This window comes from Allosediminivita pacifica, assembly GCF_003054175.1.
GTDB lineage: Bacteria > Pseudomonadota > Alphaproteobacteria > Rhodobacterales > Rhodobacteraceae > Allosediminivita > Allosediminivita pacifica.
This window is the reverse complement of record NZ_QBKN01000025.1, coordinates 1-12,768: the sequence shown is the minus strand read 5'-3', so window position 1 is coordinate 12,768 and position 12,768 is coordinate 1. Positions and strand designations below refer to the sequence as shown.

Sequence of the window (12,768 nt, the reverse complement as noted above, 5' to 3'; positions counted from 1 at the left end):
GCAAGCGCAAAGAGCGTGGCGAAAGCGCCTTGCAGGGTACCCGGGAAAGGAACCGCCCATGCGCCGCCGCCGACAGAACCCCTGCGATCCGGATCTGCCGCTGGCGGATCTCTTCGCCGCATGGCCCGAGGCCGCGCGCCCCTTCCTGGAGCGCGGTCTGCTCTGTCCCGGTTGCCCGATCGCGCCGTTTCACACGATCATCGACACCTGCCGGGAGTACGGCCTGGACGAAGAGGCGTTTTGCGGCGAGATCTGGAACCGGTTGAGTGGCGGCGAGAAAGAGGCGATCGGCTAGTGCGGCAGCACGGCTTCAGTCGGTCCCGTTGCTGATCACCACCAGCTGATGCGGAGCGGTGACGACGATGTGCTTTCGCGTCGATTCCACGATTCCCGCCTTTTCCCAAGCCGAAAGCAGCCGGCTGACGGTATGCAGCGTGGTCCCGGTCATGTCCGAGATGTTCTGCCGCGTCACAGGAAAGGCGATCTCGATCCCCTTGTCCGTCTTGCGACCGCTTTGGTTGACCATGCGAAGCACTGCGGCGGCGACCCGCTTTTCCACGGCCTGCGTCGCCATCTCGGTCAGCGTCTGCTGGATCTGGCCCAGCCGGCTGCCGAGGGTCTTGTAGCTTTCGGTTGCGAAGCCCTCGTAGGTGGCCGTGAAGTCGGACCATAGCCGCACTGGCCACGATAGTGCGATGGATTCCGCTGCCGCAATCGATGTCGCCGGGTAGGTCTCGCGCTGCAAGGCTGGCGCGATGCCGAAAAGCTGACCCGGAGAAATATGCAGGACGATGATCTGGTCGCCGCCCGGGGTGGTGCGCACCACGCGCAGATAGCCGTCCAGCAGCAGGAAGAACCGGTCCGCCTCGTGGCCCTCGCGGAAGATCTCGGCACCTTCCTCGTATCTGCGCGACCTGGCCTGATCCAGGATCTTCCGGATCTGAGGCCGGGTGAGACACGAGAACGGGGGCAGGCCACTCAGAAGGCTTTCGTCGAGCTTCGGCACGTTTTGATCCGCGAGTTTGATGAAGAGCAAAGTCCCCCTTGGCCTCTTACTCCAAGAAGCGGGCAGACGAAACAAGCGGACAAATACGAAAGGATGTCCTGATGTTTGGAAAAGCAATGATGGCCGCCGCTCTTGCGATGACAGCGACGATGGCCAGCGCGGAAACGATCGAGGTCCAGATGCTCAACAAGGGAGAAGCCGGCGCCATGGTCTTCGAGCCCGCCTTCGTGAAGGCGGAGCCGGGCGACGTGGTCAAGTTCGTGCCCACTGACAAGGGGCACAACGCCGAAAACATCGACGGCATGCTTCCCGAGGGCGTGGAGGCGTTCAAGTCCGGCATGAACAAGGAGTTCGAGTTCACTGTCGATGCGGAGGGGCTCTACGGTGTCAAATGCACGCCGCACTACGCCATGGGCATGGTGGCCCTGATCCAGGTGGGCGAGCCGGTGAACTTCGATGAGGCCTCCGACGTGAAGCAGAGAGGCAAGGCCAGGGACCGCATGGCCGAACTCCTTGAACAGGTCGAATGATCTTTCCGTCCCTTTGACATTCGACCGGTCCGGGCGGTGCCAGAGGCACCGCCCGCCCCTTTTTCGGATTGGAGGATTCCCATGTCCCTTCGTGAAGGCTACGGCGGTCCGGCGCTGCTGTCCTATGGCTTCCGGCCGTTCTTTCTTTCGGCCGCGCTGTTTGCGCTTGTTGTGATCCCCGCCTGGTGGCTGATTTGGCGCGGAGCCATCGCGCCCGTCGGTCATTTCAGTCCGGTCGACTGGCATATCCACGAAATGGTCTTCGGCTACGGTGCCGCCGTGGTCGCCGGGTTCCTGTTCACCGCGGTGCCGAACTGGACCGGGCGAATCCCGACACGCGGCATGCCCCTTATGATCTTGTTGGCGGTCTGGGTGGCCGGTCGTTTGGCGGTTGCAGGAGGTAGCGGGCTGAGCCCGGCCGCCGTGGCATTCATCGACCAACTGTTCCTGCTGGCCGTCGCGGGCATGATTGCGCGGGAAATCGTCGCCGGGAAGAACTGGCGCAATCTCATGGTTCTGGTGCCGGTTTCGCTGCTTTGGCTTGCAAACCTTCTGTTCCACGTCGAGGCGATGGTGAACGGAAGCGCGGATTTCGGCCGGCGCCTCGGGATCGCGCTGCTGGTCTTCCTGATATTGCTCATCGGGGGGCGGATCGTGCCAAGCTTCACGCGCAACTGGCTTGTTCAGCGCCGTGCCCCACGTCTGCCCGTGGCGTTCAATCGCTTCGACGCGCTCTGCCTCCTCGCGGGCGGGGCCGGTCTGATCGCTTGGGTGACTGTCCCGGAAGGCGCGGTCTCCACGGCGCTCGGCACGGTGGCAGCCATACTGCACCTCGCCCGGCTCGTCCGCTGGCGAGGGATCTCCACATGGGCTTCGCCGCTTCTGCTCATGCTGCACCTTGCCTACCTGATGATATCACTCGGTTTCGCCGCGATTGCATTGGCTTCGTTCGATCTCGCGGGCCCGGAGGTCCCGGCACATTTCCTGGGGATCGGTGCAATCGGCGGGATGAGCGTCGCGGTCATGATGCGGGCCACCATGGGGCATACCGGCCGACCGTTGGAGGCCGGCCGGATTCTGACCGCCGCCTTTGTGTTCGTCATCGCGGCCTGTGCTGCGCGTGTGGCCGGTCCGTCACTCCGGCTGGGCCCGTTCGACGGGATCGACCTGTCTGCCGCACTCTGGACCGCCAGTTTCGCCATGTTTGCAGCGCGGATCGGCCCTTGGCTCATCCTTCCGCGCGCGGCGCGGAAGAAGCCGACGTCAAAAGCGGCCAGCTAGGTCGAGCGTTACGGACGCCAGGCCATCGCTTCCATCCGCCGAAATGGTCTCGCCCGGAGGCCGTGTCGCCGCGGCGCGTTCCGAGGCAACGTGGCTCCATCAAGTGGCTCGGAGAGGCGTGCCTCATCGAACGAGAAGGATAGATCTGTCCGGGCTGATACAAGTGTTGCGCTCGGTCATCTCAAGCCTGGCCATCTGTTCTAGGCCCCGTGCCATCACGGGCCACGATGTGTCCCTGATACAGGTAAGGATCGTTCTGTACCATCAATCTGCAAGTCGGAAAAAGCGGCGGCCGCAGGCAAGCTCTCCAGCGCGGATCAACAAGCCCAGAGGCGACTTCACAGATTCGCGCCTCGATATCCGCCGGGGTCTTCAGTGAAGTCCCGTGCCTCATCTGGGCGAGAACTTCGCGCGACTGCCTGATCACGTGGGCCTGGCAGGCCCAAGGAAGCAATCAAAAACATCTGCTTACCTTGAGATCCTTGGCCTACCTCGAGATGGCCACCTCATTCGTTCAAATGTTTACACGAGAAAAGTTATATATTACTTAAGTACATGCTTGGGAGGAGACCGCTAGCCAATCGCCGGAGCGGGGCACCGAAGCGACATCAAAGGGAGGACAACCTCATGAAGAAATTCACCACGACCATTCTCGCATCCGCCACGCTCATGCTCGCCGCGGGCGGAGCCTGGGCCGATGGCATCGGCGCATCGCTGCTGACCCAGCAGCACCCGTTCTACATCGAGATCGCCAAGGCGATGGAAGCCGAGGCCGAGGCCAAGGACGTGCCGCTCGAGATTTCGATCGCCAACCAGGACCTCTCCAAGCAGCTCGCCGATGTCGAGGATTTCATCGTCAAGGGCGTCGACGTACTGGTGATCTCGCCGGTCGACAGCCAAGGCGCGCTGCCGGCGATCATGAAAGCCAAGGCCGCGGGCATCAAGGTCATCACCGTGGACGTGCCCGCCCAGGGCGTCGATGTGACCTCTTACATCGGCACCGACAACTACGCCGGTGGCGTTAAGGCGGCCGAGCTGATGGGCGAGGAGCTCGGCGGCTCCGGCAAGGTCGCGATCATCGACTATCCGACGGTGCAGTCGGTTGTGGCGCGGATCGACGGCTTCCGGAAGGGGCTCGAGGATTTTCCTGACATCGAGATCGTGGCCCAGCAGACCGGCATTACCCGCGCCGAGGCCCTGGCTGCCGCGCAGAACATGTTGCAGGCCACCCCCGACATCGACGGGATCTTCGGCTTCGGCGATGACGCCGCGCTCGCCGCCGCTGTGGCGGTGAAATCGGCAGGCCTGCAGGAGCAGGTCAAGGTGATCGGCTTCGACGGCATGGAAGAGGCGCGCAACGCGGTCGACAGCGATCCCGTCATGGTCGGCGTGATCCAGCAGTTCCCCGACCAGATGGGCAAGATGGCCGTCGACACCGCGCTTGAAGTCATCGATGGCGGTGAAGTTCCGGCCGAACAGCCGATCGTACCCGGCGTCTACACGGGGCAGTAAGCGTCGGCCTCGCCGATCCGGGCGTCACGTCCGGACCGGCGGATCGGGCCAACGCTTTGGTAGATCGGGGCTGCCCTGCCTGGCCGGGCGGCCCCTTTACCCACATTTCCTGGAAAGGAGGACGGGATGGCCGAAGCCGATATCGTCCTGCACATGACTGGGGTTCGCAAGACCTTCGGACCGGTCGTGGCGCTCAGCAACATGGATCTGACGGTGCGTGCGGGTCGGGTGCATACCATCCTCGGCGAAAACGGCGCCGGGAAGTCCACGCTGATGAAGATCCTGGCCGGTGTTCAGCCGCCGACGGCGGGAGAGATCACGCTGGATGGCGCGCCCTATTATCCTGCCACCCCGCAGGAGGCGGGCGCACGCGGGCTGGCTATCGTCTTCCAGGAACTCAGCCTCTGCAACAACCTCTCGGTGGCGGCGAATATCCTCGCCACCCGCGAACCGACGCGCATGGGGTTCATTTCGGACCGAAAGGTCACCGCGCAAGCGCGTGCTCTGGTCCGCGATCTCGGGCTTCCGATCGACGTGACCGCGCAGGTGGGCGACCTGTCGATCGCGCAACGCCAGCTGGTCGAGATCGCCAAGGGCCTCAGCCACGACGCCAAGGTGGTGATCTTCGACGAGCCGACCTCGTCGCTCTCCGACAGCGAGGCCGAGATCCTTTTCGGTATCATCGGGCGGCTCAAGGCACAGGGCAAGGCAGTCATCTACATCTCGCACCGCATGGAAGAGATCATGCGCCTGTCCGACGACATCACGGTGGTGCGCGACGGAAAATACGTCGACACCGTGGCGCGCGAGGACACCACCATCGACGCGCTGATCGCCATGATGGTGGGCCGTGAAATGACCGAGATCTACCCGCCGCGCATCGGGGAGGCCCCCGATCCACAGGCAGCGCCTGCGCTGCGCGTGACGGGGCTGGCCCAGACCGGCGCTTTCGAGGGCGTTTCCTTCGAGGTGCGCCACGGCGAGATCCTCGGGTTCTTCGGGCTCATCGGCTCGGGACGGTCCGAGGTCATGAATGCCCTGTTCGGCACCGGCGTGGCGCGCGGCACCGTCGAGATCGACGGCGCGCCTGTCACCATCCGCTCGGCCGCCGAGGCCATCGAGCATGGCATCGGCTTTGTCACCGAGAACCGCAAGGAACAGGGGCTGGTGCTGTCGCACGCGCTCCGGCCCAACGTGTCCATGGCCGCGCTGCCGCGCTTTTCTTCGCGCGGCTTCGTGCGGAGCCGGGCCGAGCGGCGCGAAGCGCTCTCCGAGGTCGACCGGCTGGGCATCCGCACCAACTCCATCGAGACGGTCACCGGCACCCTGTCGGGCGGCAACCAGCAAAAGGTCGTTCTGGCCAAGTGGCTGGCCACCCGGCCGCGCATCCTGATCCTCGATGAGCCCACGCGCGGCGTCGACGTGGGCGCCAAGTTCGAAATCTACCGCATCATCCGCCAGCTCGCATCCGAGGGGACTGCCATCCTCATGGTGTCCTCGGAACTGCCCGAAGTGCTCGGGCTGTCCGACCGCGTGCTGATCATGTCCGAAGGCCGGGTCACCCAGACCGCGCCGCGCGACACACTGACACCCGAGAGGGTAATGACCTTTGCAACGGGACACGTCCAATGACCGAAACCGCGAACATGACCTCTGACCGACAGGCCTACCTGCGCGCGGTGTTGCGCCAATACGCCGGCATCGTGCTGTCACTGGTGGCGCTGTGCGTCTTCTTCTCGCTCACCAACGACAGGTTCCTGTCGGTGGCCAACTTAACCAATATCTTCCAGCAGGTCGCGGTGATCGCCATCACCGCGTTCGGAATGACATGGGTCATCCTTCTGGGTGAGATCGACCTGTCGGTCGGTTCGATCATCGCCGTGGCGGGCATGGTTGGCGCGCAGATCATCGGGTTGGGCTGGGGCTTTGGCCCGGCGCTAGTGCTGACGCTGGCGGCAGGTGCGGCCATGGGGCTTTTCAACGGCGTGATGACCGCCAAGCTCCTGCTGCCGTCCTTCATCGTGACCGTGGCCACCATGAGCATCTTCCGTGGCCTCGTGAGCCTGCCGACCGGCGGGGCGCCCGCGATGAACATGGATCCCACGTGGATCGCCATCGGTGCGAACAGTTTTCTGGGCGTGCCGATCATCATCTGGGTGGTGCTGGTGCTGTTCGTGGTCAACCACGTGGCGCTGGCGCACACCACCTTTGGACGCAAGACCTATCTGACCGGCGGCAACCGCGAAGCGGCGCTGTATTCGGGGATCAATGTCGACGCGATGAAGATCCGCATCTTCATGATCTCGGGCCTGATGGCGGCGATATCGGGGATCCTGCTGTCCTCGCGGCTATACTCGGCCCAGACCAACGCCGGGATGAGCTATGAGCTGGACGCCATCGCGGCGGCCGTTCTGGGCGGGACCTCGCTGTCCGGAGGCGTGGGCACCATGGTCGGCACGCTGATTGGCGCGCTGATCATCGGGGTGCTGAACAACGGCATGAACATGCTTTCGGTGCCCTATTTCTATCAGCTGATCGTCAAGGGGCTGGTGATCCTGATCGCCGTCTACCTCGACGTGCGCTCCAAGCAGCGGCAGGGCTGAAGCGATGAGCAAGGTACTGACCGTGGGCGAGGTCCTTGTCGAGATCGTCGCGACCACGCGCGGCGACGGCTTCCGCGAGGCGCAGCCGCTGATCGGCCCCTTTCCCTCAGGCGCCCCTGCGATCTTCATCGACCAGGTCGGCAAGCTGGGCACCCCCTGCGCGATCCTCTCGCGCGTCGGGGATGACGACTTCGGGCGGGTCAACCTTGACCGGCTTGTCGCGGACGGGGTCGACGTCTCGGGTATCGAGATCGCGCCCGGCGAGAGCACCGGCTCGGCCTTCGTGCGCTACCGCGAGGACGGCTCGCGCGCCTTTGTCTACAACATCACGCACGCCGCCTGCGGACGGATCAACACCACGCCGGGCGGCGACGCGCTGATCGAAACCTGCGACCACATGCATCTCATGGGTACGGCGCTCTCGGCGCCCGGTCTGGCCCGTCGTGCGGGCGAGGCGATCGAGCGGATCAAGGCGCGCGGCGGCACGCTGAGCTTCGATCCCAACCTGCGCCCCGAGATGCTCGGTGCGCCCGGGCTGCGCGAGGCGCTCGAGCGGGTGCTCGGGCAGACCGACCTTTTCCTGCCCTCGGGCGAGGAGATCTTTCTCTTCACGAAGGCCCAGGACGAGGCCGGGGCGGTGGCCGAGCTGCTGGCCCGTGGCATCGGTGAGATCGTCATCAAACGCGGCTCGGGTGGCGCAAGCCATTTCAGCGCCGAAGGGCGCACCGATGTGGATTCGATCCCGGTTGAAGAGATCGATCCCACCGGCGCCGGCGACAGCTTCGGCGGCGCCTTTGTCAGCTTCTGGCTGGCCGGTGCGCCGCCGGCCACTGCGCTGGCTTACGCCAATGCCGCCGGCGCCCGCGCCGTGACCCGGCTCGGGCCGATGGAAGGGACCTCAAACCGGGCAGAGCTCGACGCCATGCTGGCCTCTCACGTTGAAGGATGAAGACATGACCAACCCGCTGCACGACATTGCCGCCTGGCGCGACCGCGCGGGGCCTTCGGGCATCCCTTCCGTCTGTTCGGCCAACGCCATGGTGCTGGAGGCGGCGATGTCCGCGACGAGGCCGACCGCGCTTCCGCTGCTGATCGAAGCGACCTGCAATCAGGTGAACCAGGACGGCGGCTATACCGGCATGACCCCCGCCGATTTCCGAGTTTTCGTAGAGCAGATCGCCGCGAGCCAGTCGTTTCCGCTCGACCGTTTGATCCTTGGCGGCGACCACCTCGGGCCGAATCCGTGGAAGTCGCTGCCCGCGGCCGAGGCCATGGACAAGGCCGAGGAGATGATCCGCGCCTATTCTGCCGCCGGCTTCACGAAGCTGCATCTCGACTGTTCGATGGGCTGCGCCGGTGAGCCGGTGGCGCTGGACGATGCCACCACCGCTGCACGGGCAGCGCGACTGGCCGGAGCCGCGGAGGCGGCAAGACCCGGCGGCGACATTCCCGCTCCGGTCTACATCATCGGCACCGAGGTGCCGATCCCCGGCGGCGCGATGGAAGAGCTGGGAGAACTGGAACTCACCGATCCCCTTGCCGCGCGCACGACCGTCGAAGTGCATCGCGAGGCCTTTGCGGCCGCCGGTCAGGCCGAGGCCTTCGGTCGGGTCATCGCCGCCGTGGTCCAGCCCGGCGTCGAGTTCGGGAACCACAACGTCATCGACTACGATAGTGCCAAGGCGCAGCCTCTTTCGGGCGTGCTGGACGACTTGCCCGGTCTGGTCTTCGAGGCGCATTCCACCGACTACCAGCGTCAGCGCAACCTCGCGGCGCTGGTGCGGGACGGGTTCGCCATCCTCAAGGTCGGCCCGGGCCTCACCTTCGCCCTGCGCGAGGCGCTCTATGGCCTCGATGCCATCGCCGCTGAACTGCACCCGGGCGCCCGCCCGCAGAGGCTGCGCGAGAGCATGGAGGCGGTGATGCTCTCCGCGCCCGCCAACTGGGACCGCTACTACGAGGGCAGTGACGCCGAGCGCGCGCTGCAGCGTCACTTCAGCTATTCGGACCGGATTCGCTACTACTGGCCCCAGCCCGAGGCACGCGCCGCGCTTGACGCCCTCTTCGATGTGCTGGGCGACGAAGCGATCCCGGAAACGCTGATCGGCCAGTATCTTGGCGCACGCTATGATGCTGTGCGCGGCAGCCGGCTGGCGCCGCGGGCGCGGGCCCTTGCGCTTGCTTCGGTCGAGGCTGTCATGCAGGATTACATCTCGGCCTGCGGCGGCTGAGCGAAGCATTCCCGACCACAGAGGAGGCCCCGCCCCGCATGGTGACACAGCGACACCCGCGACAGATCCGGACGATGGAGGATTTCTCGGCCTATGTCGGGCTTTCGCGCCCGACCGTCTCGAAGTTCTTCAATGATCCCAGCTCCGTGCGCGGCAGCACGCGGGCCAAGATCGAGGCGGCGCTGGCCGAGAGCGGCTTTCGGCCCAATCTCTTCGCGGTCAACCTCAAGCGGCGGCGCAGCAATATCCTCGGGATCCTCATCCCGAACTCGACCGACCCGTTCTACATGGAACTGACGCGCTCGGTCGAACAGCTGGCGCTCGAGGCCGGGTTCTTCGCCTTCATGCTCTCGAGCAATGGAAGCCACGAGCTGGAAAGCGCGGCGGTCGACCGGTTGCAGTCGATGAACGTGGCCGGGCTGATCGTGGTGCCGACCGGCGCCGAGGCCTCGAACGACAGGCTCTCCGAACTCGAACGCGAGCTGCCATTGGTCTACGTCGACAGCCCGCCGGACCATGATTGCATATTTGTCGGCACCGACAACGCGCAGAGCATGGGTCTGATGGTCGACTACCTCTGCCGCTCGGGCGAGCCGCCCTGCTATCTCGGCATGCCCGAGGTCAACCGCAACGCCCTGGACCGCCGCGAGGCCTATGCTTCCGCGATGCACCGCGCCGGGCAGGATCCGGTGCTTCTGCCGATCCCGGACCAGAAGACTTGGGATTTCGAGCGCTTCGGCCACGAGGCGGCGACGGCGCTGATCCGTTCGGGCCTGCCGAGCGACACGCTGCTCTGCGCCAACGACCGGGTCGCGCTTGGCGCGCAGCTCGCCGCCTGGGAGGCGGGGCTGAAGGTCGGTCGCGGGCCCGAGGACGATCTGCGCATCGCCGGACACGACGACCACCCGCAGGCGCGCTACGCTTGCCCGCCCTTGACCACCGTGGCTCAGAACTATGGCGAGATGGCCCGTCGCGCTATGACGGAACTCCTCGGTCGGCTAGACGAGGAGCCTGTCAGCGCCCCTTCTTGCACCCTGCTGCATGCCGAACTGAAGCTGCGCGCCTCGGCTTGAATTCTGAGGCCCTGCGAATGATGCTGGGGAAGGTCGATAGACGCCCGCACCCACTGGCAGATTAGGTGAAGTCCGAGAAGTCCCGCGGGGCCTTCTCGTAGCGGGTCGCGACGCTGCGGGGCTTTTTGAAGCAGCGTTCGTCCAGATTGCGTTGCTTGTAGAGGGAGCGGTTCACCCCACGCGCATCATGCAAGCTTTCCGCATCGGGATCACCGGAAGCGCACCGCGCCTCTCTATGCTCTTCCGAATGCTGTCAGCGTCATAACCTCGGTCAGTCACCAAGATGGTTGGGGTAGGAGGCTCGACCATGACCAGATCGAAGAGGTGATGGTCGGAGGTTTGCCCGGCGATGCTCTGACCAGAAGTGAATCTTCGACACCTGGACGTTTGTCCCGAAAGCAGACCTTCGCGAGCGGAGCGGCATTTTGAACGGCGGCGAGATCCGCTCATGGAGCCTTGGGGGGCGCGCTGCGGACAGCATCTCGTTGCACCATTGCCCCGGCCCGCAGGCCAGCGCCGCCCGAGGCCGGGCGGCGCTCCGAGACGTTACAGCAGGGCGAGGACCTTCTTCGCCGCATCCTCGGAGGAGGCGGGGTTCTGCCCTGTCACCAGGCGGCCATCGGCCACGGCATGAGGCTGCCAATCGTCGACGCCCTCGAAGATTGCGCCGAGCTCGCGCAGCTTCGTTTCAAGGAGGAAGGGCACCGCCTTCGTCAGCCCCACGGCTTCTTCCTCGCTGTTGGTGAAGGCAGAGACCTTGCGCCCCTTCACGATGGACACGCCATTCGCGTCCACGACCTTCGCAAAGGCAGCCGGGCCGTGGCAGACCGAGGCGACGATCTTGCCGCTGTCCCAGGCCTTGCCGATGACCTCGGCCGCGTACGCGCTTTCGGCAAGGTCGAACATCGCGCCATGGCCCCCGGGGATGTAGAGCGCATCGTAGGCGGTGACGTCCTCGTCCTCGAGGCGGCCGGGCTTCTCCAGAAGCGCCGTTGCCTCCCCATCTGCGCGGAACCTCGTGACCGAGGCCGGGGCATCCTCACCCCTCGCGTCGGAATTCGGGTCGATGGGGATGGGCTTTCCGCCCAACGTCACGAGCGTGACGTCGTGGCCCGCGTCGAGGAAGGCGTAGTAAGGGCTCGCCAGCTCTTCGTACCAGACGCCGGTGGGGTTGCCGGTATCGCCCAGGACGTCGGCCGCGGTGGAGAGGATCAGAATACGTGCCATTTTCAGGGGCTCCTTGGATGTTCGCGACGTCCCGCGAGGCTCGCCTCCGGAACGTCTCCGGACTGATATGGGGCAGGCACAGCCAATCGAGAAATTGATGTGCCCTATCCCAGAAATCGATAAGCTGGACAAATGAGCGCCGATATATCCCTTCTGCGGGTCTTCCACGCCGTGATGGAGGAACGCAATGTCACCGCTGCGGCGCGACGCCTCGGCCAATCCCAAAGCACCGTCAGCGCGGCCCTGGCGCGGTTGCGCCATGCCCTGGGGGATGAGCTTTTCCTGCGCGCGAGGTACGGCGTCGAGCCGACCGAGAAGGCCCTGCAGATCGCGCCGGACGTCGCGGCGGGGCTGGCCCGCCTCGAGCAGGCCTTCCGTGCCGCGGAGCCTTTCGATCCGGCCCGAAGCACGCGACGCTTCCGGCTCTTGCTGGGGCCCTACGCAGAGGTGGTGCTGGCCCCGCCTCTGGCCGCGGCCTTCGCGCGTGACGCCCCCGGGGCGAAGCTCGAGATCGCGCCGATCGGCCCGGACCTGGACCCGCGGTCCCTTGCCGGGCAGAGCTTCGATCTCGCCCTCGGACGGTTCCACCCGCCCCCGGAAGACCTCGTTGTCTCGGAGCTGTTCAGCGATGGGTTCCGCTGCATCGTCGCGCCCGGGGCCTTGGGAGGCGACGCCACACTGGACCGCAGCCTCTACGAGCGGCTGCCGCATGTGGTTGTGGCGCCGCCCGGCAACTGGCGCACCGGGCTGCACAAGCTGACGGCCGACACGGGCCTGCGCCGCAACACCTCGATCATCGTCTCGCACTTCCTGATGGCCGCGCCGACAGTCGCCCGCATCGGAGGCATTGCCACGGTCCCGGCGCGCATCGCCGCCATGGTTGCCGAACCCTATGGGCTTCTTGACATGCCGGTCCCGCTGGACCTGGGGACCTTCCCGACAGAGGTCGCCTGGCATCCGCACAACCGAAGCGACGCGCCCAATACCTGGCTGCGGGATCTTCTGTACACCCTCGTATCCGCGGAACTGCAAGGGCTTCACTAAGCATGACAAGTGTCTGATCAGCAGTTGCCCGAGGCTCCTGATCGTTTAGGTCAGTCCCTTCGGGACATCCTTCCGGCGGGCAGTGATTGTCGGGCCGCGACGAGCGACCTAAACCCGATCTCCTGCGGCAAGGCCACGGCTGGGCTTTCCAAACCGGTCACCCGTCGCGGCTTTGATGCTGTAACCGCCCCCCGACGGCATCGCTGTGCCAAGGTGGGATCGCAACAATCCTTAATGGGAGGCGGTCATGTCAAAGATTAC

The 12,768-nt window shown here is 65.3% G+C and carries 12 protein-coding genes; 10 read left to right on the top strand and 2 right to left on the bottom strand.

The window, feature by feature from the left end:
* Positions 1 to 58 precede the first annotated feature (58 nt).
* Positions 59 to 295 (top strand): DUF1858 domain-containing protein, encoded by a 237-nt coding sequence (locus tag C8N44_RS17280; RefSeq protein ID WP_107978034.1) that lies wholly within the window; start codon positions 59 to 61, stop codon positions 293 to 295.
* Between the two features lie 15 nt (positions 296 to 310).
* Here C8N44_RS17280 and C8N44_RS17275 read toward each other — a convergent pair whose 3' ends face one another.
* Complete coding sequence (locus C8N44_RS17275; protein WP_107978091.1) at positions 311 to 1,006, bottom strand: Crp/Fnr family transcriptional regulator; 696 nt, start codon at positions 1,004 to 1,006, stop codon at positions 311 to 313.
* Positions 1,007 to 1,107: 101 nt separating this feature from the next.
* On the opposite strand from C8N44_RS17275, the gene C8N44_RS17270 reads away from it, so the two are divergent.
* The 8 genes from C8N44_RS17270 (at position 1,108) to C8N44_RS17235 (ending at position 10,236) form a co-directional block, all read left to right on the top strand.
* Positions 1,108 to 1,536: a pseudoazurin gene (locus C8N44_RS17270; RefSeq protein ID WP_107978033.1), complete on the top strand. Its 429-nt coding sequence runs from the start codon at positions 1,108 to 1,110 to the stop codon at positions 1,534 to 1,536.
* A gap of 81 nt (positions 1,537 to 1,617) precedes the next feature.
* Positions 1,618 to 2,817 carry an NnrS family protein gene (locus C8N44_RS17265; protein WP_107978032.1) on the top strand — a complete coding sequence of 400 codons (1,200 nt, stop codon included), beginning with the start codon at positions 1,618 to 1,620 and terminating at the stop codon, positions 2,815 to 2,817.
* A 627-nt stretch (positions 2,818 to 3,444) separates the two neighbouring features.
* Positions 3,445 to 4,329 (top strand): substrate-binding domain-containing protein, encoded by an 885-nt coding sequence (locus C8N44_RS17260; RefSeq protein WP_107978031.1) that lies wholly within the window; start codon positions 3,445 to 3,447, stop codon positions 4,327 to 4,329.
* Positions 4,330 to 4,455: 126 nt separating this feature from the next.
* Entirely contained in the window at positions 4,456 to 5,961 is a 1,506-nt protein-coding gene (locus C8N44_RS17255) for a sugar ABC transporter ATP-binding protein (protein ID WP_107978030.1), read from the top strand.
* Complete coding sequence (locus C8N44_RS17250) at positions 5,958 to 6,932, top strand: ABC transporter permease (protein WP_107978029.1); 975 nt, start codon at positions 5,958 to 5,960, stop codon at positions 6,930 to 6,932. Before C8N44_RS17255 ends, C8N44_RS17250 begins: the two co-directional genes overlap by 4 nt.
* A 4-nt stretch (positions 6,933 to 6,936) precedes the next feature.
* On the top strand, positions 6,937 to 7,881 hold the full coding sequence (locus tag C8N44_RS17245) for a tagatose kinase (RefSeq protein WP_107978028.1): 945 nt from the start codon (positions 6,937 to 6,939) through the stop codon (positions 7,879 to 7,881).
* Between the two features lie 4 nt (positions 7,882 to 7,885).
* Positions 7,886 to 9,163 carry a D-tagatose-bisphosphate aldolase, class II, non-catalytic subunit gene (locus C8N44_RS17240; protein ID WP_107978027.1) on the top strand — a complete coding sequence of 426 codons (1,278 nt, stop codon included), beginning with the start codon at positions 7,886 to 7,888 and terminating at the stop codon, positions 9,161 to 9,163.
* 38 nt (positions 9,164 to 9,201) lie between these two features.
* Complete coding sequence (locus tag C8N44_RS17235; RefSeq protein ID WP_210204178.1) at positions 9,202 to 10,236, top strand: LacI family DNA-binding transcriptional regulator; 1,035 nt, start codon at positions 9,202 to 9,204, stop codon at positions 10,234 to 10,236.
* Positions 10,237 to 10,782: 546 nt separating this feature from the next.
* On the opposite strand, the gene C8N44_RS17230 is transcribed toward C8N44_RS17235, so the two are convergent.
* A complete protein-coding gene (locus C8N44_RS17230) occupies positions 10,783 to 11,463 on the bottom strand; it encodes a type 1 glutamine amidotransferase domain-containing protein (protein WP_107978025.1) in 681 nt (226 codons plus the stop codon).
* A gap of 132 nt (positions 11,464 to 11,595) precedes the next feature.
* On the opposite strand from C8N44_RS17230, the gene C8N44_RS17225 reads away from it, so the two are divergent.
* Positions 11,596 to 12,507 (top strand): LysR substrate-binding domain-containing protein, encoded by a 912-nt coding sequence (locus C8N44_RS17225; protein WP_107978024.1) that lies wholly within the window; start codon positions 11,596 to 11,598, stop codon positions 12,505 to 12,507.
* Positions 12,508 to 12,768 lie beyond the last annotated feature (261 nt).

Excerpts from the sequence above, each read along its gene's own strand:
- C8N44_RS17280 (WP_107978034.1), top strand. The coding sequence starts at position 59 with ATGCGCCGCCGCCGACAGAACCCCTGCGATCCGGATCTGCCGCTGGCG.
- C8N44_RS17270 (WP_107978033.1), top strand. The coding sequence starts at position 1,108 with ATGTTTGGAAAAGCAATGATGGCCGCCGCTCTTGCGATGACAGCGACG.
- C8N44_RS17265 (WP_107978032.1), top strand. The coding sequence starts at position 1,618 with ATGTCCCTTCGTGAAGGCTACGGCGGTCCGGCGCTGCTGTCCTATGGC.
- C8N44_RS17260 (WP_107978031.1), top strand. The coding sequence starts at position 3,445 with ATGAAGAAATTCACCACGACCATTCTCGCATCCGCCACGCTCATGCTC.
- C8N44_RS17255 (WP_107978030.1), top strand. The coding sequence starts at position 4,456 with ATGGCCGAAGCCGATATCGTCCTGCACATGACTGGGGTTCGCAAGACC.
- C8N44_RS17250 (WP_107978029.1), top strand. The coding sequence starts at position 5,958 with ATGACCGAAACCGCGAACATGACCTCTGACCGACAGGCCTACCTGCGC.
- C8N44_RS17245 (WP_107978028.1), top strand. The coding sequence starts at position 6,937 with ATGAGCAAGGTACTGACCGTGGGCGAGGTCCTTGTCGAGATCGTCGCG.
- C8N44_RS17240 (WP_107978027.1), top strand. The coding sequence starts at position 7,886 with ATGACCAACCCGCTGCACGACATTGCCGCCTGGCGCGACCGCGCGGGG.
- C8N44_RS17235 (WP_210204178.1), top strand. The coding sequence starts at position 9,202 with ATGGTGACACAGCGACACCCGCGACAGATCCGGACGATGGAGGATTTC.
- C8N44_RS17230 (WP_107978025.1), bottom strand. The coding sequence starts at position 11,463 with ATGGCACGTATTCTGATCCTCTCCACCGCGGCCGACGTCCTGGGCGAT.
- C8N44_RS17225 (WP_107978024.1), top strand. The coding sequence starts at position 11,596 with ATGAGCGCCGATATATCCCTTCTGCGGGTCTTCCACGCCGTGATGGAG.